Here is a 24,969-nt window from a genome sequence, read left to right as displayed (position 1 = left end):
AAATACTAACAAAACAGGAGGTGATCGTTTTGAGTAAAAATAAAAATTCCGACCGTGGAACAAAGGCCCCAGGAGTAACACCGCAGGGTTATGGGCAGGATGCTGAATTTGCTGAGGAACCAAAGAGCAAGTTAGAAAACGCAGCAAAAAAGTCTAACACGAAAATATAAAAAAAGAGGCTGATTTACTCAGCCTCTTCCTTCTTAAGAAACAATTGCCTCGTCAATCGGCAGCAAACGCTGCACACCGCGAAGCTCAAGTTCTGTTAATTTATTCAATGCTTTTTCTTTTACAATCTTTAAACCGGCTTCTTCAAGTGCAATGTTGACCGGTACATCACATTTAATTTCTGCTAAACGTCTTGATAAATGGAGCATCTCTAAATCCTGCTCAATTTTGGCCTTAATTGATTTTGAAAGTCCATCAAGGTTTGAAATAATTCCTTCAACATGGTTGTACTCTTTTAAAAGCTTGAGGGCCGTTTTTTCGCCGATCCCTTTTACTCCCGGATAATTATCACTAGGATCCCCCATTAACGCTTTTAAATCAATCATTTGACGAGGTGTTATACCTTTCTCCTCGAAGAAAGTTTCAGGTGTATGAACAAGGTAGTTGCCATAGCCTTTTTTCAACAAAATAACTGAAATATTATCATCTAATAACTGAAGGATATCTTGGTCCCCCGTTAAAATGGAAACTTTAGCATGCCCACTTAATTGTCTAGCAATGGTACCAATACAATCATCTGCCTCAAATCCTACCATTCCAATGTTAGGGATATCAAATGATTCAACTACTTCCTTTACTAAATCAAACTGAGGAATTAATTCCACCGGTGCTTCCCCACGATTGCCCTTATAAGACGAAAATAGTTCTGTGCGGAATGTTTTACTTCCCATATCCCAACAAACCGCTACATGGCTTGGTTTAAAGGAAGAAACGGCTGTAAATAAATGCTTGATGAAACCATGAATTCCGTTTGTTGGAATTCCTTTTGAATTTATCATGAACTGACCGGTTACTGCCGTGGCATAAAAAGCACGAAATAACAGAGCCATACCATCTACGAGCATAAGTGAAGGCTTTTGATTTTCCAAACTGGAACCTCCTTAAAATTTAGGGTCATAAAACAACACAAAATCCATTATAACATAGTTCGTCCCTAAATTTTAATCAATTTCGTTCTCTTCATAGGAGATCCAATCGCTAAAACTTCCTAAGTACAGCTTAACACGTGGAAAACCGGCTTTCTTTAAAGCGATAAAATTAGGAACTGCCGTTACACCTGAACCACAGTAAACGATTATCTCATTATTAGGATCAATATCTAAAAATCGCTGTTTTTGTTCAACCTCTGACTTATAAAAGCCACTTTTTAGCCCCTCAAACCATGGTTTGTTAACTGCACCCGGAATATGTCCAGCTTTCTTGTCAATTGGTTCTTCAATTCCTAAATATCTTTTCTCTTCTCGCGAATCAATTAAAATGATATTGTCAGGCCGATTTTGAACTACAGTTTTTACCTCTTCCATTGAAGCCAGCCATTCAGACTTAATGGATGAGATAAAGTTAGCTTTGGCAAATGAAGGGACTTCAGCTGTGAGAGGGTAGTTGGCCTCGAGCCATCCTTTAAACCCGCCTTCAAGAACATATACATTTTCATGTCCAAGGTATTGCAGCATCCACCAAAAGCGTGCAGCAAATGCACCTTCTCCGTCATCGTAAGCGACAACAATCGTGTTTTGATTGATTCCCGCCTTTTCCAGTTTATCGACGAATTCGGAGATTTCCGGTATTGGATGCCGCCCGCCATGATGAGTAACAGGACTTGATAAATCTTTTTCAAGATGAAAATAAACAGCCCCGGGGAGATGATTAATCTGATAATCCAGACTGCCTTTATCAGGTTCCGCTAAAGAAAACCGACAATCAATAATGCGAACATCTGAATTGTTTAAGTTTTTCAACAGCCATTCCTTTTCCTTACCAAAGTTCAAAATAATCTCTCCCCTTAAATTCATTATTTTTCAACAAGCTTTTGCTGTACATCCATTAGCACTTCAAGCGAGACTCCGCCTTCTAATGCGGAAAGAAGGCTCAAATAAAATTCATTTGATTGCTCTTCTATATGGCTTAACAGCTTGTTAAATTCGGCCATTAATACATTTGCATAATGATCATTAATGCGGGTTAATTCATCGTTTAAATATTCGTCTGCTGGTGTAGTTAATACATTCATTAACTCATCCAACATTAATTTTTTGTCGTTTTTTTCAAAGAAGGATCTTGGATTTTTAAAATAAGACAATGCCTTAACAAAGCTTTGTTTATTCATGTCTTTAAAGGCATTTTGAAATTCTAATTCAACTCCCTGCTCTAATTCAAACCTAGAGAATGATAGGTCTTCATTTAAATCAATCAAGCTTCTCACAAAACTGATCTCGAAATCAGCCATAATCTTTTCAGCAAAACGGTCTAAACGAACCGTGGTTGCTCTCATTTCCTGAGCAAAATCAAACCCTAAGCTTACAAGGAATTCATCGAGGGCTCCCTGCAATGCTTTTTTCAAATTACGCCCATCATCCCGTAATGTGGAAGGATTAAAGGCTTCTTTAAAGAAATCACTAAAACGAAGAAATACCCGCTGCTTTATATAATAGATTAATTCCTCTGCTTCTTGGCGCATACGATTTTGCAACCCCTCAACGGATTGCCTGTTAAGTAATTCTTTGATTCTCGTCTTTTGATTTTCAATTGCTGAACGCTTCTCTTCTTTTACCGATTGATCCTCTTTTGCGCTTTGAATCAGCTTGTGAACCAATTCATGAACACGGCTAAGTTCGTTTTCGGCTGAAGCAATTGCCATTTGTGTAAGGTCATTGGAAATAAATTGATAGAATGACCTTTCAAAATTAACCATATTGGATGCAGGATTAGCAGAAGGTTCTTGTTTTTCCTTAATCGCTAATAGACTAGATAACGGATGAAGATGCGGATTTCTGATTCCATATTTTCCAAGTTGATCTTGTACATATTCGACTACTGTATTTTTCTCTTCCTCATTCTCGGCCAAGTCAATAGCATTAATGATAAAGAACATTTTATCGAGCTGGAACGAATCCTTTACCCGGCCTAATTGAATTAAAAATTCACGGTCTGCCTTTGAAAAAGCGTGATTATAATACGTTACAAAAAGAATCGCATCTGAGTTTTTAATATAATCAAAGGCAACCCCGGTATGCCGTGCATTGATGGAATCGGCTCCAGGAGTATCCACAAGGGTAATTCCCTTTCTGGTTAGCTCACAATCATAAAACAATTCAATCCATTCAACATAACAGGATTTCTCCTCTTTTGCGACAAAGTCAGTAAATTCGCTTAAATCCGTTTCCAAGACTGTGCCTAGGAGATTATTGAATGAATCATACCCTTTCTTAAAGGCTTGTAAAAATGCAAAATGAGTTTTCTCCATAACTCCGTCTTGCTGATTTTGTAAAAGAACTTTGTCAATTTCCCCACATGCTTCTGCTAAATTTCCAATCTGTAAATCAAATACCTTCAAGGAACGATTTACATCTTCAAGCATTGCTTCAGTTTCTTTAAATTTTACAAGAACCATTCCATGCGGATTTGATTCAGACACCGGCTTTATTTTATTAATGGCCGCAGTGGTTGGGTTCGGTGAAACAGGCAGAACCTTTTCCCCCATTAAAGCATTGGCAAAAGAGGATTTCCCCGCACTGAAGGCACCAAATAAGGCAACCGTGAATCCCTTGTTCTCTAAGCGCGACGCCTTCTCTTCCAATTCCCTTGCAAGCTTTTTAAAACCTGGCAGATCATGTATAAGGCTGGAATTTTTCCGAAGTCTCTCCACCATTTTCTTTAGTTGGTTTGTTTCTTGTAGAGATTCTTTTTGGGCTACAGTTACAGTATTTAATTGCTTGTTTTCTATAACTTTACTTTCACTTTCTGCCGGCTTAATTTTCGTCACACCACTTTGAACCACTTCATATTCTTCATTCTCATGATCAAATAAATGGTATGTGTCTGATCTCGCCTGATTCGAAAGGGTAATGATTTCATCGACTTTATCGGCTTTTAATTTTAGTTCCTGTTGATATTTCTCAATTTCTTCAATTGCCTGGACATACGGCTCAATCCTATTGTATTCCTGTTGATACTGATGTTTTACTTTGTCGTTTCTTTCCAATAGAGCATGTAAAAATTCAGCTTTTAATTCTTCTACACGTTCTCTCGCTAATTTTTTAATTTTAGAGGCTACCTCTTCTGTATAATTTAAGACATATTCTCCTGATAAACGCGCACCAGGCTTAACTGAAGATTTTAACAAATCGGCAGGAAAATCAATCTTAAGAGCCTGAGCAGAAGCGGTTAAATCGGGTTGATCAATTTCGTGTTCTTTAAGAAATTTCAATAAAAATTCACGGAGGTGCCACTCAAGCTGTTCTTTTGATTTTTCCAGCATGTCCTGGTAAAAACGCTCAAGTCTCGACTCTCGTTCCTCTTGTGTTTTTTGTTTTGAAAACAAGAAGCCAACTTTAAATTCAGATTGGCTCGATTCCAAATAGGCCTCTGCCAAAGATCTTGTTTGAAATGGCATTAGATATGCATTCTTAATAATTTCAGTTAAATCTTCATCAAATTTCTTTTCAGATTGTTCTTGACTGCCTGCCGCACTGCCCATTTTCGATTGCAACAGTTGATGAAGCTCAAGCAGTTCCTCTCTTTCAGCTTCCGATAACTCATTGAATTTTTCTAAAATGGATGAAAGTTTTTCTTCCTCCCCTTTTTTTGCTTGATTCAAATGGTCTTGGGCAATTTTTCTTAAAGAATGAAAAATAGATGGAAGCAATGCTTCATCTTTCGCAGCTAATTTCTCCGCAATAAATTGTTTTAGTTCGGCAAATTCATTGAAGCGGTGACTTTGGTTTTTTAATGATGTATAAAAAATCCGTTTCGGACGTACTCCCCAGGTTGCAAAAGAATCAATAACACTTTTCTGGAAGTCAGCAAAGCTAAGTTCATCATCCTTATGTTTATCAATTTGATTGATAACTAGATATACTTCTTTCCCCGCCTCGGCCAGCTCTTTTGTGAATAAGAAATTTAGTTCAGCTTGAACATGATTGTAGTCCATTACATAAAAAATCAAGTCAGCTAAATGCAATGCGGATTCCGTTGCGATTCGATGGGCATCATCGGCAGAGTCAATTCCGGGTGTATCCATAATCACCGTATTTGCGGGCAAACTTGATTCGCTGTGGCTGATTTCGATTTCCTCGATTTGATCCCCGTCTTTGCAATAATTTTTCACCAAATCGTAATCATATGGTGCTAAGTAAATCCGTGGTTTGTCATTTTTGAAAAAAACCTTTGCGTATTCCTCACCTGTTTTCACTTTTACAAGATTGGCACTGGTTGGAATTGGACTTGATGGCAGTAAATTCTCTCCGATTACCTTATTAATCATCGTCGACTTGCCTGCTGAAAAATGGCCGCAAAATGCAACAACAAATTCCTGAAGCTCCATTTTCTTAGCTAATTCCTTTAGCTTCCCGGCATTTTCAGCGTCTTTTTCGTTTAGTAAATAATCATAAATCCCAATTAATTTATTTCTTAATGATTGAGCAGTTTCCTGTTGTTTGGTTGTTTGAACCATGAATCCTAATCCCCTTAACTACATAGTAATAGTTTTATTCTATACGATTATTCACACTTTTCCTATCTTGACAATCGATTATCTTAGAAAAAAGTAAAAAGCCAAGGAGATTTCCTTGGCTCTAGGGTATCGAAAATTTCGATTGACTTTTATTTCATCATTTTCTATTACCGATTCACCTCGTTAATTTATTATAAATAAGTTAATATACAGGCTGTTCATTTTGTCTGTTGATTACCGCTCCCCAGCACGCCCGCGGAAATCAGCAGGCCCATTAGCATGGAAAATCTTTAAGCAAAAATCGGTATTTTAGCTTTAGACAAAATGAAAATTGCCGAGAAAAATAATCTTTCTCGACAATTTGAGCCAAATAGATTTCCTTGGCTATATAAGGTGTTAATTAATGTGTTACATTTTTTAAAACGTGCTTCATGACAAATGCATAAATAATAATTGTACCGCCCACAAAAGCAAAAGTCATCATAACACCTTCCTTCTCCGTACTTGTTGAGAATGATTTTCATCGTTGATTAGATTTTAGCACAGGTGATAATGATTTTCAATAACACTTTTTTATTTGTCACATTTATTTAACAATTTAGGAAGAAAACGATTACAACTTTCGAATGCTCCTTCATACGGGGTATGGTTCCTTAGCGCTTGTTCCTCGATTGGAATTCGAATCGAAAGCATACCGATATTTAAAATCGTGAATATGGCTGCTGTAAAATAGGCATTAAATATCAGCGGAATGACAAGCAATTCTAATGATACAACCAGATAATTTGGGTGCTTGATCAACCGATAAGGCCCTTTTCTAATCACATTCGCATTTGGCAGAACAATAATTTTTGTATTCCAATACTTCCCTAATGAAAATAACGCCCATACTCTCACCAACTGAGCAAGAATGAAAACAAAAAGTAACCAGTGCCAAGCAAATGACATTTCTCGATTAAGGAGGATTTTTTCACTGAAAAAAATGAGAAAAAAAAGTAAGTGCATCCAAACCATTAAGCGGTAATGCTCCTGCCCATACTCTATTGCTCCATGTCCAAGCATCCATTTCTCATTTTTTTTGGCAATCAGTAATTCAACGACACGCTGAGCAATAAGGAGACACCAAAAGATAAGGAAGGGATAAAAATCCACCATTTCATTGCCACCTCAATAATAATAACTCTGAACTAAAGCCTGGACCCAGTGCCGTACACAGGCCATTCTCTCCTTTGTTAGTTTCCAGCTCCATAAACCTTTTTAGGACGTACAAAATTGTTGCCGATGACATGTTTCCGTAATTCTTCAAAATCTCGAAGGAAATTTCGGTCATGGACGGTAAAATGCCCAAAGCAGAAACGTACGCATCTAATACTTTTTTTCCGCCTGGGTGGGCAATAAAATAATTAAATTGACTTAGTTTCATACCGTATTGTTCGAGAAAATCATTCACATTCGGCTTTAACCAGCTTTCAATGATTTTGGGAATATCACGAGAAAAGACGACAAATAATCCTTGGTTTCTTACATCCCATCCCATTACATCCAAGGAATCTGGCATCAGTGTTGATTGAGTTGCGATGATAGCAGGCGAGGTTTTACGTGAACGAAGGCCTTCTATATTGACATCATCCCCGCAAATGAGTGCACAAGCAATCCCGTCTGCAAAAAGAGTTGTTCCGATCAGATTACTTTTTGAAAGGTCGTTTTTCTGAAAGGTTAAACTGCAAAGTTCTACAGCCAGGACAAGAGCCTTTGCTTTTGGAAATGCTAAACAGTATTCATAAGCTCTAGAAATACCGGCAGCCCCCCCTGCACAGCCGAGTCCCCAAATGGGTATTCTCTTCGTATGCTGTGAAAATGGAAGCTGGTTCATTATTCTTGCTTCAACACTAGGTGTTGCAAGGCCAGTGGTGGAAATAAAAAAAATAGCATCAATTTCTTGATAGGGAATCGGTTTTTTCAAAAACAATTGGCTTGATAAACATTCCTTAATCGCTTGCGAACCAAATTTAACTGCGTTTTCAATATACGCATGATTTTTTTCTTCAAAGGTATGCTCTTCCTCAAACCAATTGATGTCTTTAACAAAATTCCTTTTCTCAATTTGTCCATTAGAAAATGCTTTTAATAATCGTTCAATATCTCTAAACGAGTCAGAAAAAAGTTTCCGGGCAAATTCTTCTGCTTGATCCTGTTTTATTTCATTAGGTGGAAGTGCTTCCGCAACTGAAATAATCGTCGGCATCTTCATCTCCTCCAATTCATGAGGTTATTTTTACCAACTGCCGAAGAATTATTCTATTATGTACGAGATGAATTTTTTACAAAAAAAAAGCTCCCCTTATGCTGGGAAGCCAATCGTTTTGAAGGTTGTTGTTGTGCACTTAAATTATAACGCGAAACGAGGCATTTGTTCATTATATAATCTTTTCCAATTGGGTAATTTATTTATGGTTTATCAGGCTGTTTTTGAACATCAATCTTAATTTTATTGGTTGCCAGCGATCCGCATATTTTACAGTATTCCTGCTTGTTATACAAAAGACGGCATAATTCACAATAATATTTTTCCACTAAGGAACACACTCACTTTTTGAGATTATAAGCACTATATTTTCATGTTATTTTCAAAATCTTAGAGTGTGACAATATTTCTTTTCCACACTTACATACATCTATCTCACATGTTAATCAATTATCTGCATCACAGGGGATGTGTGAGAATTCACAGTTTTTTCACATTTACTCCCCCTCTGTTGTGACTTTCCTCACTGTTACATCAACTTTTTAACATTAACATGTTACTTAACTAAGGAATGAACAATTTGTGAATTTACAAATTTTATCTTTTTCTTTCTAAATTGTTTTGTATTATGAAAGTGAACTTATTATTTTCCAATTATCCGAAGGGAGTGTAAGGGATGGCAAAGGCGGAAGTGAAAACAAATCAAAAAACAGAAATAGAGGACAGTTCCTCACTAAAAGGAACATTAGCGTCCGTTTTCTTTTTAGGACTCTTTATCGTGCTCACATGGGTAAGTGTCTATTATCTATTTGTAGAAAGATTTTAAAGATATAAGGGGGGAAAATTCATGCATATGCATAAATTTGAAAAAATTTGGCTTATTTTCGGAGTTGCAACATTGATTGTCTTCTTATCCACGATCGGTGTTAGTGCATTCTATCTCGGAAACAAGCCGCCTAGCTGCTTAACTACCATTAACCCGGATAAAGTAGATCAAACAAAACCATTTGATAAACCAGGACTTCATAAGGTTGAAGGGAAAGAGTGGGACTACGAACTTGTTTATGTTGCATCCACTTTTTCTTATAACCCGACAGAAGTAAAAGTACCGCTTGGGGCAAAAGTAAGAGTAATTGCTACTACCAAAGACGTTGTCCATGGCTTTGAAGTTGCCGGAACCAATATTAATATGATGCTTGAACCTGGATATGTCAGCGAATACACAACAACATTTGACAAAGAAGGCGAATATTTGATTGTTTGTAATGAATATTGTGGTGCCGGACACCATTTAATGAGTTCTAAGATTGAGGTGGTAAAATAATGGCTAGCGTTTCAGCAAATATAAAAGTAGACCCTAGGGATGCGAAGCTTTCAATGGCCCATTTTTATGTGGCTTTTATAGCACTTGCTCTTGGCGGACTAATGGGGCTTCTGCAGACCCTTGTCCGTTCAGGAAAATTCGAGTTGCCTGCAGGGATTGGATACTACCAACTTTTAACTGTTCATGGTGTTATGATGGGACTTGTATTAACAACCTTCTTTATCATGGGCTTTCAATATGCAGCTGTCAGTCGTACAGCTGGTACACACTCACCTGCAGCAAGACGTACCGGGTGGATTGGTTTTTGGGTAATGACCATTGGTACTGCGATGGCTGCAACAATGGTCCTATTAAATAAAGCATCCGTACTTTATACATTTTACGCACCACTGCAAGCACATTGGATCTTCTATCTTGGGATGACCTTCGTTGTGGTCGGAAGTTGGATTGATGGTGCAGCGCAAATTATGACCTATGCAAAATGGCGGAAAAACAATCCTGGTAAACCAAGCCCGCTGTTAAGCTTTATGGCAGTCATTAATACAGTTATGTGGATTGTCGCTACACTGGGTGTTGCTGCTACAGTATTGTTCCAATTACTACCTTGGTCTTTAGGATTAGTTGATACGGTAGATGTTCTCGTAAGCCGTACATTATTCTGGTATTTTGGCCACCCGCTTGTTTATTTCTGGCTGCTTCCTGCTTATATGTGTTGGTATGCAATTATTCCTAAAATTATTGGCGGCAAAATTTTCTCAGATTCTTTAGCACGGTTATCGTTTATTTTATTCCTGCTCTTCTCCATTCCTGTTGGCTTTCACCACCAATTAACAGAGCCGGGAATTGATCCAGCGTGGAAGTTTATTCAAGTTGTTTTAACCTTTATGGTTGTTATTCCTTCATTAATGACCGCCTTTTCTTTATTTGCAACTTTTGAAAGATATGGACGTTCTAAGGGAGCTACAGGCCTTTTCGGCTGGTTTCGGGTTCTTCCTTGGAATGACGCACGTTTCACCGTACCTTTTATCGGAATGGCTTCATTTATTCCAGCCGGTGCGGGTGGGATTATTAACGCATCAAACCAAATGGACCAAGTTGTTCATAATACCATCTGGGTTACAGGACACTTCCATTTAACTGCGGCCACATCAGTAGTGCTAACATTCTTTGGAATTTCTTACTGGCTAGTTCCTCACTTAACCGGCCGCAAATTAACCAAGGCCATGAACAAATTAGCGATTATCCAAGGCTGGGTTTGGTTTATTGGAATGGTCTTTATGTCAGGTGCTATGCATATACAAGGTCTTCTTGGCGGTCCAAGACGTTCAGCGTTTTCAACCTACAATGGTGCCAAGCAGGCAGCTGAATGGATCCCATATCAAATCGCACAAGCTGTTGGTGGAACGATTCTTTTCTTAGGGATTATCTTAGTATTAATCATTTTCATTAATCTTGCCTTTTTTGCACCAAAAGGGGAAGAAGAATTCCCTGTTGGTGAAGCAGAAAATCTTGAAGAAAAAGCACCAATGGTATTTGAAAACTGGAAATTGTGGCTTGGAATGCTTGCCGTTCTCATTCTTTTCGCTTATACAATTCCATTTATCGATATCATACAGAACGCACCACCGGGATCGAAAGGATATAAAACCTGGTAAGCATTAAGGCTTCAATCTATGTGATTGAAGCCTTTTCATTTTGCGTTTTAACGAGCGGATTTTTTGGCAGGTTCACCAGTAATACAGATAAAAGAATAAAGAAAGAACCAATAAATTGATTGAACGCAAAGCCTTCTTTATAAAGAAAAACACCTAATAAGGTTGCCACCACCGGCTCTACGGTTGCAATAATGGATGCCTTGCAGCTATCTATTTTTTCCAACCCTTTTGTATACAATAAATATGCCACCACGGTAGGAAATAATCCTAACCCAAGTCCATAAAACATAACCTCTCCACTGAAAAGGATGCTTCCCTTATTCCAAAGGCCCGTAACCGGCACTAAAGCAATTGACGCAACAATAAAGGTATATAGAGTAACCGTGAACGGTGAATATTTATTTAATGCAAATTTCCCAAATATAGTGTATAAAGCATAGCCGAAACCTGCGCCAAGTCCGGTTAGTAATCCTGCAGCACTAATAGATGTTGTTTCATTCAGGTTACTTCCGGCAACCAATACGCAGCCCAATATTGTCCCTGCTACAGAAATAAGTTTAGCAGCATTCAATTTCTCCTTAAGAAATAACCAGGAAAGAACTGTCACAAATGCCGGGGCTGTATACAATAAGATAACCGCTAGAGAAAGATTCATTTGTTGAATTGATGAAAAATAACACCAATTAAAGAGTACGATACTGCAGACACCAGTCCCAACAAATAACCAAGTGTCCTTCCATTTAATTTTCATTTGCGCCGGATATTTTACTAAACCAGTAATTCCTAACAAAACCGCTGCTGTCACAACCCTGATTGTCACAATTTCCATTGATGTAAAACCGAAGGCATCTAATCCTCTTACAAAAATAGCTATAATTCCCCATAGTGCAGCACTGATCGCTACTAATAATATCGGAAGGATTTTTTTCATGATAACTGATACACTGCTCCGTATTTTTGATAGAGATAATCAATTAAATAGGATGGATTAAGACCTTCACCGGTCACATCTTTCAGGATTTCAAGCGGCTTTTTCATTTTTCCATATTGATGAATATTCTTTGTCAGCCACTCTTGAACAGGCAATAACTCTCCCTTTTCGAGCAGTTGATCGAAGTTTGGAAGGTCTTCAAGCATTTTATTTTTAAATTGTGCAGCATACATATACCCTAATGCATAGGAAGGAAAATAACCAAAGCTTCCCCCAGCCCAGTGAACATCTTGCAGGACTCCCTCTGCATCATCTTCCGGCCTGATTCCTAAAAACTCTTCATATAAATCGTTCCATACTGTTGGCAAGTCATTAACTTTTATTTCATCATTAAATAATTTTTTTTCTATTTCATAGCGGATAATGATATGTAACGGGTAGGTCAATTCATCCGCCTCGATTCGAATAAAGGAAGGCTTGGATTCATTAATGGCACGATAGAATTCCTCAATTGAGACATCATCAAACTGTCCATCAGCATATTTTTTTAACAGCTCGTATTGATACTTCCAGAATGGTAAACTTCTTCCGACAATATTTTCATAAAAAAGAGATTGTGATTCGTGAATTCCCATTGAAGTACCTGAACATAAAGGTGTTCCAATTAACTTTCTAGAAATATTTTGTTCATATAATGCATGACCGCCTTCATGAATCGTTCCGAAAACAGCGGTACGGAAATCGAATTCATCATACCTGGTTGTCACACGTACATCGCCGGGATTTAGTCCAATTGCAAATGGATGGATGGTTTCATCTAATCTCCCTGCCTCAAGGTTGTAGCCCATTTTTTTTAAAACCTCTAAACTAAATAGACGCTGGTTTTCTTTATTAAAATGGTTAAAGAGAAAATCTGTTTGCGGCTTATTTGACATTTCCGATATTTGTTTGACCAATGGGATTATTTTATTGCGGAGCTCGCCAAATACCCGGTCTAACACTTCCACAGTAACCCCAGGCTCATATAAATCTAACAGTTGATCATAGACCTTCTCTTTTGTTCCCCAATACCCAACAAACTTCTTTGTCATTGCGACGATCTTTTCCAAGTATGGACTAAACATGGCGAAATCAGCATTTTCCCTCGCTTCTTCCCAAACACTTTCTGCCTTTGATTGGAGAATGACATACTCTTTATATTCTTCTGCAGGAACTTTCTTGTTTCGCTCATATTCTTTTTTGCATTCCTCTAGAATTTTTCTGGTTGAATCGGATAATTGGATTTTCGATAAATTTGCAATATATGCAGCCATTTCCTCCGATATTGACATTCTAAATACTTCTGAGGAAAGCATTCCAATTACTTCTGACCTTTGCTCTACGGCCTGCTTCGGAGCTCCCGTACGCAAATCCCAATAAATTAAGCCAAGAGCTTCATTATAAGCAGCTATTTTTTTCACATAATCTAAAAATTCTTTTTCCAGTCTCGCTGTCTGATCGCTCATTTAGAACCCCCCTGTTAACAATGTATAAATTTTATCATATTTTTCTGAAAAAAGGATTGGTCTTGCCCTTTTAAAATGGAAAAAAAAAACAACAGAAATAAAATTCTGTTGTAAAATAAATCTATAGGGAAAAAAGAGATGTTTCATGGAAATTAAATATAACTCAAGTAAAATGATTAAAAAGGGTGTGCTTTATGGGGCTGAGACCCTTGGCACGAGAATTATCTTTTACCGATAGCGACTCTCCAAGTATCGGGACCTTCTTCAAGGTATTCCCAAGTAAATTGGTCGGTTCTCTCAATCATCAATTGATATTGAAGCGGTCTTGGGTCATGATCATTCACAATTTGCATAAATTCCCCTGATTTTAACTCATCAAACCCATTCAAAATCGTTGGATGTTTTTCACGTGGTGAATAATCAGGAACATGTATGACTTTTGCAAAAGTTTGCATCATTTTCACTCCTATTAATTTTTAACTTCTCCTATATTAAGAAATCTTTTTTAACAACCTAGTGAGAGGTATCACACCCTAAACATGATTTTTTACGAAATAAATAAATTTATTAGGAGGAATTTAGAATGAGAGAAATGGTTGGAACATGTAAGTCCTGCAATAAAGAAATCTATTGCTTAGATGGATTTTTTAACGGAATCCATACAGAGGATAAAGAGATTTATTGTTTTGACTGCTATGAATCAGAAGAAAAAAAAGAAAAAGATCCGCAAGACTAGCTTTGCGAATCTTTCTCTTCCTTATTACTCTTCATCAAGTGTTAAATCTTTAATTGGAAGTTTTTCTTCTTCCTTGTGTGTAGGTTTGCGCAGATTGAATAGACACTTCACACAGAATACCATCAGAATAACCACACCGATTAAGAAGATTGTATCTGGGACAGCACGCCAGGTTAAAAGTGTTTTAACTAGTTCATCTTTTAAGAAGGAAGATGAACGGCTTGCAGCATATCCATGATAGAATGCTTTCTTGATTTGAATGAAACCTACTGGAAGTAAGGAGAAGAAGACCATTCCTGCCAATCCAATATTTAAAAGGATACAGCTGACTTTTAGCCACTTATCTTTCCATACTTCTGGTTTTACGATATTTCTTAAAGAATATAGAAGTAATGCAATTGCAAACATTCCGTAAACGCCCATCATCGAAGCATGGCCGTGGGTAGGTGTTAAGAATTGACCGTGTTCAAAATAGCTGACTGCTGGCAGGTTGATTAAGAAACCAAGAACACCTGCACCCACCAAGTTCCAAATCGCAACAGAGATTAAGAACCAGAAGGAAGATTTGTATGGGAAGTCCACACCACCGGAACGCATCATTTTATATTGTTCATATGCTTCAAGAATTAACAAGGTTAATGGAATAACTTCCAATGCTGAGAATACAGCACCAAGTGCAAGCCAAACTTCTGCCGAACCATTATAATAGTAATGGTGGCCAATTCCAATTACACCACTGCCTAGGAGTAGAATTAATTGGAAATATAGTTGTCTAACTGTTGATTTTTTCGTTACTAATCCTACTTGAACTAATAAGAAACCAATGACAACTACTGCAAATACTTCAAAAATTGCCTCAACCCATAAATGGATAATCCACCAGCGCCAGTAATCAGCAAAGGTAAAGCTTGTATCCGGATTAATAAATAGCGCAAAGATATAGAATGCTGGTACCGCAATTGCGGAGTAGAATAATAGGTGGATTAAACCGCCTTTGTCCGTTTCTTTTTTAAGACCTGCTTTAATACCTCGATAAACAATAAATAACCAAATTAACATACCGACAATGAGGATTAGCTGCCATAAACGACCTAATTCAATATACTCCCAGCCTGCATGACCTAATAAGAACCACTCATTACCTAAGTATCCGTTTGCACCGAGCCATTCTCCGACCATACTTCCGCCAACAAGAACGACCAATGCCCAGAAAAGAATGTCTACTAAAAGACCTTGTTTTTTAGGCTCGTATCCACCCACAAGCGGCGCTACGTAAATCCCCATACCTAACCATGCAGTTGCAATCCAGAAGATCGCCAATTGTAAGTGATAGCCCTTAGAAATATTAAATGGCAGGATGTCATGAATCCATTTTATACCGAAGAAACTGTCTGGCTCGATATAATAGTGAGCAAGCAATGCCCCAAACATACATTGTACAAAGAAAAGAATTGAAACAATAACAAAGTACTTTCCTGATTTTACTTGCGAGTTTGTTACCGGTATTTTTCGCAAATCAATTTTAGGGAAATTTCCCTCCTTATATGCCTCTTGCATACTAAATTGATAACGATAGAAAACAAATAGGATAATACCAACCATCAAGACAAAGATTGTTACACTTGCGCCGCTCCACCAAACAGCCGAGAAAGATAAATGGTTACCGGCATCTTCATAATATGGCCAGTTGTTTGTATAAGTAATTTTATCCCCAGGACGAACCGTACTTGAAAGCCAAGCTGTCCAGAAGAAGAAATCAGAAATCTGTTTAATTTGATCGCCTTTTGCAACATACGCACGATCATTTTTCGGCATATCACTATCTTTGATCAGATTTGCTTTTAAACCCCAGTGATCACCTTTAGTGAAAATATTCTTATAGTAAGCTCTTACTCTTTCAAGTCCAAAAGCTTGTGCATCTGTTAATTTTAATGATTCTTTACTGCTATCATAACGATTTTTACGCATTTCTTTTATTACAGCATTTTTAATCGCAGATTTCTCATCTACACTTAGACTGGAAAACATTTTACCATACTGTTCATTTGCTTTATAGTCCTGCATTCCTTCTGTATAAATCTTTAAAGATTCAGCCGTATAGTCTGGACCCATATATGATCCGTGTCCTAATACTGTACCGTAATCCATCAAACCATATTTTTGCCAAACTGCCTGACCACCCATGATTGTAGCCTTAGTAAAGAGAACATCACCCTTTTGATTGGTAACCTCCAATGGTCTTGGTGCTTGCTCTTTAAAAATCCAGTACCCACCACAAAGTAATACAGTAAAACTTACTAAAATAACTGTAATTAAAACGGATTTTAACATTCCGCTTTTATTTGTTTTTGCCTTTGTAGGCGTTCCCCGCTGTATTTCCACTTTCTCTCATCCTCTCTTGTTTCAATTACATATCGAATTGTAATAGTTATGAAAAATTCGTAGTGTGAAGGAAATCACACACATGGTGTTATTTCTCCCATTTGTGTGTTGTTTTCACAAAGTTGTCACATTGAGAATTATTTTCAATAAAATTTTACTTACCTATGATGGAGGTCACATATTTGATGTGAAACCACTGTTAAAATGGGGCTATATCGAATTACTAATACGAAGGTGATGTTAATTGAAGCAAGAAGACATTATAAAGAGACTTTCTGCTGTCCCAATTTTTAAAGAGCTGACGGCATTTGAGCTGGCACCTTTTGTTGAGATTGCCCAGACTCGTTTCTATAAGCATAAAATGTATGTATTTATGCAGGATGATTCGATGGACCGGGTTTTCTTTATCCATAGCGGTAAAGTAAAAATTTATAAATCGGATTTTTCCGGTAAGGAACAAATCGTATCTGTTCTTGAACCCGGTGAAATGTTCCCACACGCAGGCTTCTTTCGAAAGGGCACTTTCCCTGCTCATGCAGAGGTCATGGAGGATGCTAACCTAATTGTCATCCCAATTGATAAATTCGAGGAGATTTTAATTTCTTATCCTGAGCTTTGTATTAAATTATTTAAAGTTCTTGGAGAGAAAATAGTTGACCTGCAAAATCGACTGGAAGAACAAATACTTCATAATACCTATGAACAAATTGTTCTACTATTAATTAGGCTCTGTAAATCAAATGGTGAAAAAATCGATAACCAATTTAAGCTGACAACGCAATTTACCAACCGTGAGCTCGCCAATATGATTGGAACCTCCAGAGAAACCGTAAGTAGAACCATTAATCAATTAAAAAAGAAAGAATTCATTTTTCTCGATGATGACGGCTATTATTTCATTGACCGCGAATCTCTTAAACAGGAACTATTCTATTAATTGCAGGCTTTCGGAAGTTTCTACTATTTATAATGAAGAGGAGTTGTTTCGTGATGGACCAAAGAATTGTTGAACTTGATGTACGTGAAGATTTAAAAAATAAACTGGAGCCCTTTCAAAAAATTATGGGGGCGATTAAGAATTTAAAGGAAAATGATATTTTCATTCTTCATGCAACCTTTAAACCAGTCCCATTATTCGCGGTATTAAAAACAAAAGGCTTTAACCATGAGGCAGAAGAAATTGCCGAAGATCACTGGAAGGTAACATTTATAAAGAATTCAAAGTAATACGAATAAAGGGTGATAAAAAATGATTTTAGATAACCGTGGTTTAGAACCGCCACAACCAATGATGCGAACACTCGCAGCATTAGAGACACTACCTGATCATGAAGTTTTGACAATCATTAATGACCGCAGACCCATGTTTTTATATGAGCAGTTAGAGGAACTTGGATACAATCAAAGAACAGAACAACAAGACGACGGAAGTTTTAAAATTGAAATCTTCCGATAAGAAGGTGTAAATGATGCTTCCACAAAATATGGGGAGTGAGACCAATGTTAAGCTTCCCTTTTCGTTTATTTTCTTTAGTTTAATTGCCTTAGTAATATCACAAATTATCCTTTTATTTAATGGAGATTTACTTATAGGCGGCAGTTTTCGGATCCCTTCCATCTGGTCCGCAGCGCATATACTAGTTTTAGGCTGGGCATTAATGGTAGCAATGGGCGCAATGTATCAGCTTGTACCGGTTGCTTTCTTAACAAAAATCTGGAATGAAAAATTTGGATTCTTACAGTTTTTTGTTACAGCTTTTGGAATTATTGGCTTTGCCAGTTCGCTCTATGGATCACCCCAGAATGCTATTATACCTGGAGTTCTTACCCTGATTGGAATATTAATGTTTTTATTTCAAATGATGATGACTCTAAAAAAACAAACTAAGCCAAACATCTTGACGGCTTTTGTTGGCACAGCATTATTTTGTTTATTCATTACTATTTCCATGGGTATTACATTAATTTATTTCCTTAAGAGCGGCAGTGGCGCAGGAACCTATCAAGCTTTATTTAAAAGTCATTTGTTAATGGGGGTTACAGGCTGGTTTACCCTATTGATTTTTGGTTTTTCCTATAAAATGGTGCCAATGTTTTCTTTATCCCATGGCTTTCCAATGATTCAGGCTAGATATGTTTATGGATTTTACGCAGCCGGTCTCCTTGTTACATTGATCGCATTTTTGACCGGTTCAGGCCTCCTTGTAAAGCTTGGTCTGTTCTCGCTGCTGGTGGGCTTTTCCATCTTTAGCTGGCATATACGAATCATTGTCAAAAAAAGATTAAAGAAAAAATTAGATAAACCATTCTCATTTGCGTTAGCTGCAATTCTGTTCGGCAATATCATTCATTTAGCTGCATTCATTCTTGTCTGGACTCATTCCTTCAGCTCGGTTATTGGACCACTCATCTATGCTTATATCATGCTCTGGATTGTATTGAGCATTGTTGGTTATCTATTTAAGATTGTTCCATTCCTTTGGTGGACTTTTAAATATAGCAAGGAAATGGGCAAACAATCGGTTCCAACATTGAAAGAGATGATGAATGAAAAACTTGTTCAGCCTCTTTTTTCTTTATTTATTCTTGGAGTTTTGATTGTTTTTTCTGCATTAACCTTTAAAATTACGCTTCTCTTTACGATTGGTCAATTAATTTTATCCGTAGTTTTAGTTATGATTGCAATCAGTATTATTAGCGTCCTAAAAAAATAGTGAGGTGTTTATCATGAATTTAAAAGAAAAAATCCTTAACGAGTTAAAAAGTGTTTATGATCCTGAACTTAATATTAATGTTGTAGATCTTGGCTTAATCTATGATTTAGATGTTTCAGGTAAAGGGGATGTTAAAATTACCATGACCTTAACAACACCGGGATGCCCACTGCATGACAGTATTACAACGGGTGTTCGTTATTGTGTGGAAGGAATCGAGGATACAAGAAATGTTGACGTAGACCTCGTTTGGACACCAGCCTGGAGCCCGGAAAAAATGACACCGGAAGGTCTTAGACTACTAGGAAGATAATTTAAAAATGGGTCACCTCAGTTTAGCGTGACCCTTTTCGTTTATACTTCTTTTGCCTCTACAGGCAGTATCTCTTTTATTTTTTCTAAAATATTGGATCCCATATCATTTTCAAGCAAAATATGAACGGTTCCCCGGTCATTTTCACTTCGAATTAACCTTCCAATTCCCTGACGGAGCCTGAGAAGCATATAAGGTAAATCAATTTCTTCAAATGCCTTTTGAACACCATCCCGCTTCGCAATAAAGACGGGGTCATTCGGCGGAAACGGCAACGAAAAAATCATAACATTCTCTAAGGATCGTCCAGGAATATCAAGCCCTTCCCATAGATGGATGGAGCAAAGGATTGAATTTTCCTCATTTTGAAATTTCGATACAAGTGTGCTGATTTCTTCATCACCCTCGAAATATATAGGATATGGAAGAGTGTCTGCCAATTTTTCCTTAAGTAATGCCAACTCATTTTTATTATTCAAGAGAATAAGTGTACGACCCTCTGACTCAATCATTTTCTTTGTTAAGTACTCGACTTTATCTGTAATTCTTTCTTTTTCAAACCTCGAAAGATAAATCTCCATCAATTCCTCATAGTTGAAAGGAGAAGAAACAGAAAAGGATAGAAAATCATGAATCCCAAGACTATTAGCTATATAGTCAAATGATTTTTGATTGGATAAGGTTGCGGACGAAAAAACAAATGGAAGTTTTTGTGAGAATACTTCATCCCTTAATACCTCTTCCACCATTTTCGGCATAATCACAAGTGTCCGTTCACCCATATTTTCTTCAAACCATGTAATCCCGTTCATTTCCTTAAGGAAAAGTGAAAGGGAATAAGTGATTTGCTCAAGGTATTCCTCAACTATTTTTAAATCGTATTCATTAATAACAAATAATTCGCTTTCAAACACGAGTTCTTCTTCAAGCTTTTGTAAGGTATCGAGCAGCTTTCTTCCCTGTTTAATTAGGGTTGGATGCTTAGAAATGATTTGTTTTTCAGAACCTAGTGAGACTTGGGAAAACTGGGCGATTGCGTTGAAAAATACATCATTCTCGAATAAAGCCTCTTCAATCGTGTACAGTGTGTTTTCGCGAACTTCATTTTCCATCAATCTGGTCAGTAACGACTCAAGCAAAGTGTCTGTAAAGCGATAGCTAAGTGCCTTTTGCGCCGCAAATTCTAATAGGTGACCTTCATCAAATACAACGGAAGAATACTCTGGTAAAAGCGGCAGCTGCCCTTCTCTTTTCCTTGATTCTTTTGTCCATACATGTTCCATATAAAAGTCATGAGAACAAATGATAAGATCCTTTGCGTGACGGTAGTAATCTCTGTGTAATGTAAGACCGCAGCGATGACGTTTTTCGCAGGAAAAACAATCCTGAACAGGGTCCCAGCTTATCTTTTCCCAGGTTTCATCGGAAATGACCGGATAATCCTTGCGGTCACCATATCTTTCAAATGTCTGCATCGAACCCTCCGTATGAAGAAATTCAGGTAATTTTTCATAAATATCGCCTAGTTCATCGGAAAGGTCTAAATCTTTTACTTGATCCAGCTTTTTTATACATAAATATTGATCCCTCGATTTTGCAAGCCGGACATCCATATTTAACCCTAAAACGGATTCAAGTTTTGAGATATCTCCTTCTTTTTTTACTAACTGTTCAATTAACGTTTCATCTGCACAGGCGATAATAGCCGGGCGATTTGTGTAACGTGCATACATAATTGAATAAAGCAAATAAACAATTGTCTTCCCTGTTCCAACTCCTGCTTCAGCAAACATTATTTTTTTATCCTTAAAAGCCTTTTCGAGCTGAAAGGCCATATAAATTTGCTCATCTCTTAATTCGAAACCAGCGTCAGGGAGAATCTCATAAAATAAATCACCAATCCATTCGCCTAGTTTATCATAAAAAGATTCAGTTTTTGAAACAGTAAATGGAAACCCACTTTGCATAAAATCCCCCTCTATAAAATGCAGCGCTCGGAAAAGAGCGCTACACATTTTAATTGCAATATTTTGTTTACAATTCTTGCTGCCTTGGCGGCCGCTTTCCCCAATATTGATATAGGTCTGTACGAATAAACCCATTAAAAAGCTTTCTTTTTTTCGTTGCAGGCTTTCCATACAATTGTTCAAAGTTCTCATTTGAAGTCATTATATAAATGGACCAAGTATCGAGCTTGCTAAAAGCTAGGCCCATTTCTTTGTACATTTGCTCTACTGCATTTTTTTCCCCAAGTCGTTCACCGTAGGGTGGATTCCCAACAATAACACCATATTCCTTTTTAGTCGAAATATCTTTTACCTGCATTTGTTTGAAATTAATTAATTCACCAAACCCTGCTTCAAAAGCATTCTCCTGAGCAATTTTCACCATACGGTGGTCAATATCTGAACCTGTAATATCAAGGGGCTGATCGTAATTTGCCAAATCCTCCGCCTCTGTTCGAACATCATCCCAAACCTTTGAAGGAATCCAATTCCAACCTTCTGACACAAACTCTCGATTAAATCCAGGAGCAATATTTTGCCCAATTAAAGCAGCTTCAATTGGAATCGTTCCAGAACCACAAAAGGGGTCAATAAACGGGCGGTCAGGCTTCCAATTCGTAAGCATGATCAGAGCAGCTGCAGTAGTTTCCTTTAACGGAGCCAATCCTTGATCAGCACGATAGCCGCGTTTATGAAGTCCTTCACCGCTGGTATCAATCGTAATCGTAGCAATATCCTTTAACATAGCCACTTCAATACGGTATAATCCACCTGTTTCCTCGAACCAGGAATTCCTTTTATAATGAGTTTTCATTCTTTCAACAACGGCCTTTTTTACAATCGATTGGCAATCTGAAATACTAAAAAGCTTGGATTTTACTGACTTTCCGATTACAGGAAACTCTGCATCTTCCGGCAAATATTTTTCCCAAGGCAATGCCTTTGTTTTTTCAAATAATTCATCAAAAGTATAAGCTTTAAATTCTCCAACCTTTATCTTTACCCTTGCAGCCGTCCGCAGCCATAAATTAGTACGGGCGATTGCATACTCGTCTCCAGTAAATGTTACTTTCCCATTATCCACTTCGCATTCATAACCAAGTGAACGGACTTCTTTCGCAACAAGAGCTTCTAGACCCATCGCTGCCGTTGCAATTAATTGATATTTTCCCATTATTTCACCCTTAACAAAATATGTATGTTCTCATTATAGACCAAACGCAAAGCTTGAATGCACTCGACAATTGAAAATAAAAAAGCCCTCCCGATTAGGAGAGCCGTTCAATTCTTCATACTTTCCCATTAAAAACGTTCTGTAAGCCATGTTCTGTACCATTGTACTTCAAACGACTTTAGAGTCTCGTACTTAGGTGGTAATCATCTATCTACAGAATCTTAATGACTCTGTCCTTCTCCTTGTTCAATTCCTCAGAGAAAGTGCCCCTACCATAATTTGGGTTTCTCGCTCGTGGGGTTTACCGCGTTCCACCCTTTCCATTTCTAGAAAGGCTCCGTCACTGTGGCACTTTTATAGGTATTCATACCATATCCATAAGGACTTAGGTATTTTCCCGGCCGTCAACTGGATAACCCAGCTGCCCTAGCTTATGAATTCGCTAGGCACGAACACTACGAGCATCGCAGCTCGTGCGAGCATGGACTTTCCTCTACAATTCGCCAATGCGATTGTAGCGATTACCCGAACGTAATTAATGAAGACAATTTTTATTATATGTATTTCATGGTGTTAATTCAATGGTTTTTATTAGGAAATCCAGGTATTTTCTGTTAGTCGTATAATTTGCTGCCAAATACATGCTTTTCAAGATTGGATAATCGTTTTAAAATATCAAAATTCGTTGTACCGGCTGGCTGGGAAATCGGCTGCCTTCTTGATGTTTCTTCAAGCTGCTTACGTAAGCGAAGATTTTCCTGTTGCAGATCATCTATTTCTTGATGAAAGACTTCGTAATCCTTAATAATTAAATCCAAAAATTTATCCACATCTTCTTGTTTATACCCTCTAACTGCGGTTTTAAACTCTTTTTCCAATATATCCTTTGCCGTTAATTTCACTTTATCAGACAGCATTCAAATCACCTCAAAATTCGCCAATCATTACCTATTATTTTTTCAAAAATATGCGCTTTTGTCAATTTATCTTTCCTAAATGATTAAAAATCAGATCTTTTTAATTGTTCCTCTTCAACAATCAACTGTAAATCATAAAAGGTAATCAGTTGGATGGGATAGGACCTCAGGCTTTGGTATTGAAGGGCTAGTTCATATAGGTATTTGGGACTTCCCTCTTTGTCCTGATCATAAAGAAGTAGTAGGACATCACTTTTCTCAAGAAAAAATTGATTTTTAAGCCGGAACTGCCATGGCTTTTCATAAGCTTTTTTTGTAACGGAATCTACAAAATCTGCCTGCATCAGAACAGATTCATACCACTCTTTATTTTTTTCACTCCAGTTTGCCTCTTGTTCCAAAAATGGTGTAATGACAGCTAGTCTTAATTCAGGAAATTCTTCTTGCAGTTCAAAGACGGTCTCCCCTGCCCAAAGTTCAACTCCTAATTGGCCGCTGATTAATACCCATTCGAGTCCTTCCTCGAGCATACGAAGCAATTCTTTTTTGATGGCAGCCTTTATGAATAAGACAGAAGGGTGATCATTTTGAAAAATCCCTAATTCAAAGGGCTTATAACCAGAAATCGCGAGTACCTTCGGCATGACTGCCTCCACTTTAAAAAATTTTTATAAAAGGACAAACACATTTTAAATAAGAACATATTATATAGTAAACCAAAAAGAAAACAAGGGCTAAAAAGCCCTTGCAAATATTTGAATCATTTTAAGGTCTTGGACCCATAAACGGTCCTGGTGCAACTCCTGGGCCAGGCATTCCAAACCCTGGGCCTGCTGCTCCAAATCCTGGGCCAGGTGCTCCAAACCCTGGACCTACTGCTCCAAACCCTGGACCTACTGCTCCAAACCCTGGACCAGGTGCTCCGAACCCTGGGCCAACCGGTCCTCCAAACCCTGGTCCCATTGGGGCAGCACAAGGTGAACAACAGTTAATGTGTTGATTGCAAACATCTTCACAGCAAGAAGCAGACTGCGGACAATAGTGTTTATGTTGAAACATATGGTGATTCACAGTTGTAGTGTGAACAGGATGAATGTGTGGCACCACCGTTGATGAAAACGTATGGTTCACAATGTTTGTTGTCGGATGAATGACTGGCGGCGTAACATTAGTACCTAAAAACATAATGATATCTCCTTTCAAATAGTTATTCTATTTACACTAATAGGCTATGTTGAAAGAAGGATTCTTGTACTAAGGAAAATACCTAATTTTAAGCCGGACGGATTTTATTTTTGAAAAACCTAAAAGATTGAATAAAAGCTATCTTTTAAGCTTGTAAAAAGGACAGCAGTCAAACAAACGACAGCAAAAAATAAAAACAAAA

The 24,969-nt window shown here is 37.5% G+C and carries 24 protein-coding genes and 1 other RNA gene; 10 read left to right on the top strand and 15 right to left on the bottom strand.

Annotated features, from left to right (window positions below; all coding sequences use genetic code 11):
- The first annotated feature begins 29 nt into the window (after positions 1–29).
- Positions 30–170 (top strand): small, acid-soluble spore protein L, encoded by a 141-nt coding sequence (sspL, locus tag E2K98_RS16620; protein WP_026573211.1) that lies wholly within the window; start codon positions 30–32, stop codon positions 168–170.
- A 33-nt stretch (positions 171–203) separates the two neighbouring features.
- Here the strand turns inward: sspL and E2K98_RS16615 are convergent, their stop codons facing one another.
- The 5 genes from E2K98_RS16615 to E2K98_RS16595 all read right to left on the bottom strand — a co-directional run bounded on the left by E2K98_RS16615 (position 204) and on the right by E2K98_RS16595 (position 7,925).
- The gene (locus tag E2K98_RS16615) at positions 204–1,097 is read right to left on the bottom strand and encodes a 5'-3' exonuclease (RefSeq protein WP_133336011.1); all 894 of its coding nucleotides are present in this window, start codon (positions 1,095–1,097) and stop codon (positions 204–206) included.
- A gap of 72 nt (positions 1,098–1,169) precedes the next feature.
- The gene (locus E2K98_RS16610) at positions 1,170–1,997 is read right to left on the bottom strand and encodes a sulfurtransferase (protein ID WP_235824834.1); all 828 of its coding nucleotides are present in this window, start codon (positions 1,995–1,997) and stop codon (positions 1,170–1,172) included.
- A 23-nt stretch (positions 1,998–2,020) separates the two neighbouring features.
- Positions 2,021–5,680, bottom strand: coding sequence for a dynamin family protein (locus E2K98_RS16605; protein WP_133336007.1), 3,660 nt, complete (start codon positions 5,678–5,680; stop codon positions 2,021–2,023).
- Between the two features lie 573 nt (positions 5,681–6,253).
- A complete protein-coding gene (locus E2K98_RS16600) occupies positions 6,254–6,835 on the bottom strand; it encodes an isoprenylcysteine carboxyl methyltransferase family protein (protein ID WP_133336005.1) in 582 nt (193 codons plus the stop codon).
- A gap of 1 nt (position 6,836) precedes the next feature.
- Positions 6,837–7,925: a type III polyketide synthase gene (locus E2K98_RS16595; protein WP_133336003.1), complete on the bottom strand. Its 1,089-nt coding sequence runs from the start codon at positions 7,923–7,925 to the stop codon at positions 6,837–6,839.
- A gap of 676 nt (positions 7,926–8,601) precedes the next feature.
- On the opposite strand from E2K98_RS16595, the gene E2K98_RS16590 reads away from it, so the two are divergent.
- The 3 genes from E2K98_RS16590 to E2K98_RS16580 are packed head-to-tail and all read left to right on the top strand — an operon-like array spanning position 8,602 to position 10,904.
- Positions 8,602–8,751, top strand: a complete 150-nt coding sequence (locus E2K98_RS16590; RefSeq protein WP_133336001.1) for a cytochrome c oxidase subunit 2A — start codon at positions 8,602–8,604, stop codon at positions 8,749–8,751.
- A 21-nt stretch (positions 8,752–8,772) separates the two neighbouring features.
- The gene (locus E2K98_RS16585) at positions 8,773–9,249 is read left to right on the top strand and encodes a cytochrome c oxidase subunit II (protein ID WP_026573218.1); all 477 of its coding nucleotides are present in this window, start codon (positions 8,773–8,775) and stop codon (positions 9,247–9,249) included.
- Positions 9,249–10,904 (top strand): b(o/a)3-type cytochrome-c oxidase subunit 1, encoded by a 1,656-nt coding sequence (locus E2K98_RS16580; RefSeq protein WP_133335999.1) that lies wholly within the window; start codon positions 9,249–9,251, stop codon positions 10,902–10,904. Before E2K98_RS16585 ends, E2K98_RS16580 begins: the two co-directional genes overlap by 1 nt.
- A 16-nt stretch (positions 10,905–10,920) precedes the next feature.
- Here E2K98_RS16580 and E2K98_RS16575 read toward each other — a convergent pair whose 3' ends face one another.
- From E2K98_RS16575 to E2K98_RS16565, 3 genes are all read right to left on the bottom strand, one after another.
- Positions 10,921–11,835 (bottom strand): DMT family transporter, encoded by a 915-nt coding sequence (locus tag E2K98_RS16575; protein WP_133335997.1) that lies wholly within the window; start codon positions 11,833–11,835, stop codon positions 10,921–10,923.
- A complete protein-coding gene (locus E2K98_RS16570; protein WP_133335995.1) occupies positions 11,832–13,340 on the bottom strand; it encodes a carboxypeptidase M32 in 1,509 nt (502 codons plus the stop codon). The genes E2K98_RS16575 and E2K98_RS16570 overlap by 4 nt, the downstream gene beginning before the upstream one ends.
- 221 nt (positions 13,341–13,561) lie before the next feature.
- Entirely contained in the window at positions 13,562–13,795 is a 234-nt protein-coding gene (locus tag E2K98_RS16565; RefSeq protein WP_133335993.1) for a DUF2249 domain-containing protein, read from the bottom strand.
- 128 nt (positions 13,796–13,923) lie between these two features.
- Here E2K98_RS16565 and E2K98_RS31010 point away from each other — a divergent pair, with 128 nt between their 5' ends.
- Positions 13,924–14,076 (top strand): hypothetical protein, encoded by a 153-nt coding sequence (locus E2K98_RS31010; RefSeq protein WP_165976299.1) that lies wholly within the window; start codon positions 13,924–13,926, stop codon positions 14,074–14,076.
- A gap of 24 nt (positions 14,077–14,100) precedes the next feature.
- Here E2K98_RS31010 and E2K98_RS16560 read toward each other — a convergent pair whose 3' ends face one another.
- On the bottom strand, positions 14,101–16,458 hold the full coding sequence (locus E2K98_RS16560; protein WP_372512724.1) for a nitric-oxide reductase large subunit: 2,358 nt from the start codon (positions 16,456–16,458) through the stop codon (positions 14,101–14,103).
- A 244-nt stretch (positions 16,459–16,702) separates the two neighbouring features.
- Here E2K98_RS16560 and E2K98_RS16555 point away from each other — a divergent pair, with 244 nt between their 5' ends.
- The 5 genes from E2K98_RS16555 to E2K98_RS16535 are packed head-to-tail and all read left to right on the top strand — an operon-like array spanning position 16,703 to position 19,485.
- Entirely contained in the window at positions 16,703–17,395 is a 693-nt protein-coding gene (locus E2K98_RS16555; protein ID WP_133335991.1) for a Crp/Fnr family transcriptional regulator, read from the top strand.
- A 53-nt stretch (positions 17,396–17,448) separates the two neighbouring features.
- Positions 17,449–17,685, top strand: a complete 237-nt coding sequence (locus E2K98_RS16550; protein ID WP_133335989.1) for a DUF2249 domain-containing protein — start codon at positions 17,449–17,451, stop codon at positions 17,683–17,685.
- Between the two features lie 22 nt (positions 17,686–17,707).
- Positions 17,708–17,914, top strand: coding sequence for a DUF2249 domain-containing protein (locus E2K98_RS16545; protein WP_133335987.1), 207 nt, complete (start codon positions 17,708–17,710; stop codon positions 17,912–17,914).
- A gap of 13 nt (positions 17,915–17,927) precedes the next feature.
- Positions 17,928–19,172: a hypothetical protein gene (locus E2K98_RS16540; RefSeq protein ID WP_133336205.1), complete on the top strand. Its 1,245-nt coding sequence runs from the start codon at positions 17,928–17,930 to the stop codon at positions 19,170–19,172.
- A 13-nt stretch (positions 19,173–19,185) separates the two neighbouring features.
- Positions 19,186–19,485, top strand: coding sequence for a metal-sulfur cluster assembly factor (locus E2K98_RS16535; protein ID WP_133335985.1), 300 nt, complete (start codon positions 19,186–19,188; stop codon positions 19,483–19,485).
- Positions 19,486–19,526: 41 nt separating this feature from the next.
- On the opposite strand, the gene E2K98_RS16530 is transcribed toward E2K98_RS16535, so the two are convergent.
- From E2K98_RS16530 to E2K98_RS16505, 6 genes are all read right to left on the bottom strand, one after another.
- Positions 19,527–21,452 (bottom strand): ATP-dependent DNA helicase, encoded by a 1,926-nt coding sequence (locus tag E2K98_RS16530; RefSeq protein WP_133335983.1) that lies wholly within the window; start codon positions 21,450–21,452, stop codon positions 19,527–19,529.
- Between the two features lie 67 nt (positions 21,453–21,519).
- On the bottom strand, positions 21,520–22,665 hold the full coding sequence (locus E2K98_RS16525) for a THUMP domain-containing class I SAM-dependent RNA methyltransferase (protein ID WP_133335981.1): 1,146 nt from the start codon (positions 22,663–22,665) through the stop codon (positions 21,520–21,522).
- Positions 22,666–22,802: 137 nt separating this feature from the next.
- Positions 22,803–23,198, bottom strand: an RNA gene (rnpB, locus tag E2K98_RS16520) — RNase P RNA component class B.
- An 81-nt stretch (positions 23,199–23,279) separates the two neighbouring features.
- Positions 23,280–23,582 (bottom strand): cell division regulator GpsB, encoded by a 303-nt coding sequence (gene gpsB / locus E2K98_RS16515; protein ID WP_026573231.1) that lies wholly within the window; start codon positions 23,580–23,582, stop codon positions 23,280–23,282.
- A gap of 83 nt (positions 23,583–23,665) precedes the next feature.
- Positions 23,666–24,226 (bottom strand): DUF1273 domain-containing protein, encoded by a 561-nt coding sequence (locus E2K98_RS16510; RefSeq protein WP_133335979.1) that lies wholly within the window; start codon positions 24,224–24,226, stop codon positions 23,666–23,668.
- 121 nt (positions 24,227–24,347) lie between these two features.
- On the bottom strand, positions 24,348–24,767 hold the full coding sequence (locus E2K98_RS16505) for a CotD family spore coat protein (protein ID WP_133335977.1): 420 nt from the start codon (positions 24,765–24,767) through the stop codon (positions 24,348–24,350).
- Positions 24,768–24,969 lie beyond the last annotated feature (202 nt).

It is taken from the genome of Bacillus salipaludis (genome assembly GCF_004358205.1).
The sequence above is the reverse complement of the archived record's forward strand: the minus strand, read 5'-3'. Positions and strand labels throughout refer to the sequence as shown.

What these genes read in the sequence shown, in the direction of transcription:
- E2K98_RS16605 (WP_133336007.1), bottom strand. Translation starts at nt 5,680, where the DNA reads ATGGTTCAAACAACCAAACAACAGGAAACTGCTCAATCATTAAGAAAT.
- E2K98_RS16600 (WP_133336005.1), bottom strand. Translation starts at nt 6,835, where the DNA reads ATGGTGGATTTTTATCCCTTCCTTATCTTTTGGTGTCTCCTTATTGCT.
- E2K98_RS16595 (WP_133336003.1), bottom strand. Translation starts at nt 7,925, where the DNA reads ATGCCGACGATTATTTCAGTTGCGGAAGCACTTCCACCTAATGAAATA.
- E2K98_RS16590 (WP_133336001.1), top strand. Translation starts at nt 8,602, where the DNA reads ATGGCAAAGGCGGAAGTGAAAACAAATCAAAAAACAGAAATAGAGGAC.
- E2K98_RS16585 (WP_026573218.1), top strand. Translation starts at nt 8,773, where the DNA reads ATGCATATGCATAAATTTGAAAAAATTTGGCTTATTTTCGGAGTTGCA.
- E2K98_RS16580 (WP_133335999.1), top strand. Translation starts at nt 9,249, where the DNA reads ATGGCTAGCGTTTCAGCAAATATAAAAGTAGACCCTAGGGATGCGAAG.
- E2K98_RS16575 (WP_133335997.1), bottom strand. Translation starts at nt 11,835, where the DNA reads ATGAAAAAAATCCTTCCGATATTATTAGTAGCGATCAGTGCTGCACTA.
- E2K98_RS16570 (WP_133335995.1), bottom strand. Translation starts at nt 13,340, where the DNA reads ATGAGCGATCAGACAGCGAGACTGGAAAAAGAATTTTTAGATTATGTG.
- E2K98_RS16565 (WP_133335993.1), bottom strand. Translation starts at nt 13,795, where the DNA reads ATGCAAACTTTTGCAAAAGTCATACATGTTCCTGATTATTCACCACGT.
- E2K98_RS31010 (WP_165976299.1), top strand. Translation starts at nt 13,924, where the DNA reads ATGAGAGAAATGGTTGGAACATGTAAGTCCTGCAATAAAGAAATCTAT.
- E2K98_RS16550 (WP_133335989.1), top strand. Translation starts at nt 17,449, where the DNA reads ATGGACCAAAGAATTGTTGAACTTGATGTACGTGAAGATTTAAAAAAT.
- E2K98_RS16545 (WP_133335987.1), top strand. Translation starts at nt 17,708, where the DNA reads ATGATTTTAGATAACCGTGGTTTAGAACCGCCACAACCAATGATGCGA.
- E2K98_RS16540 (WP_133336205.1), top strand. Translation starts at nt 17,928, where the DNA reads ATGCTTCCACAAAATATGGGGAGTGAGACCAATGTTAAGCTTCCCTTT.
- E2K98_RS16535 (WP_133335985.1), top strand. Translation starts at nt 19,186, where the DNA reads ATGAATTTAAAAGAAAAAATCCTTAACGAGTTAAAAAGTGTTTATGAT.
- E2K98_RS16530 (WP_133335983.1), bottom strand. Translation starts at nt 21,452, where the DNA reads ATGCAAAGTGGGTTTCCATTTACTGTTTCAAAAACTGAATCTTTTTAT.
- E2K98_RS16525 (WP_133335981.1), bottom strand. Translation starts at nt 22,665, where the DNA reads ATGGGAAAATATCAATTAATTGCAACGGCAGCGATGGGTCTAGAAGCT.
- gpsB (WP_026573231.1), bottom strand. Translation starts at nt 23,582, where the DNA reads ATGCTGTCTGATAAAGTGAAATTAACGGCAAAGGATATATTGGAAAAA.
- E2K98_RS16510 (WP_133335979.1), bottom strand. Translation starts at nt 24,226, where the DNA reads ATGCCGAAGGTACTCGCGATTTCTGGTTATAAGCCCTTTGAATTAGGG.
- E2K98_RS16505 (WP_133335977.1), bottom strand. Translation starts at nt 24,767, where the DNA reads ATGTTTTTAGGTACTAATGTTACGCCGCCAGTCATTCATCCGACAACA.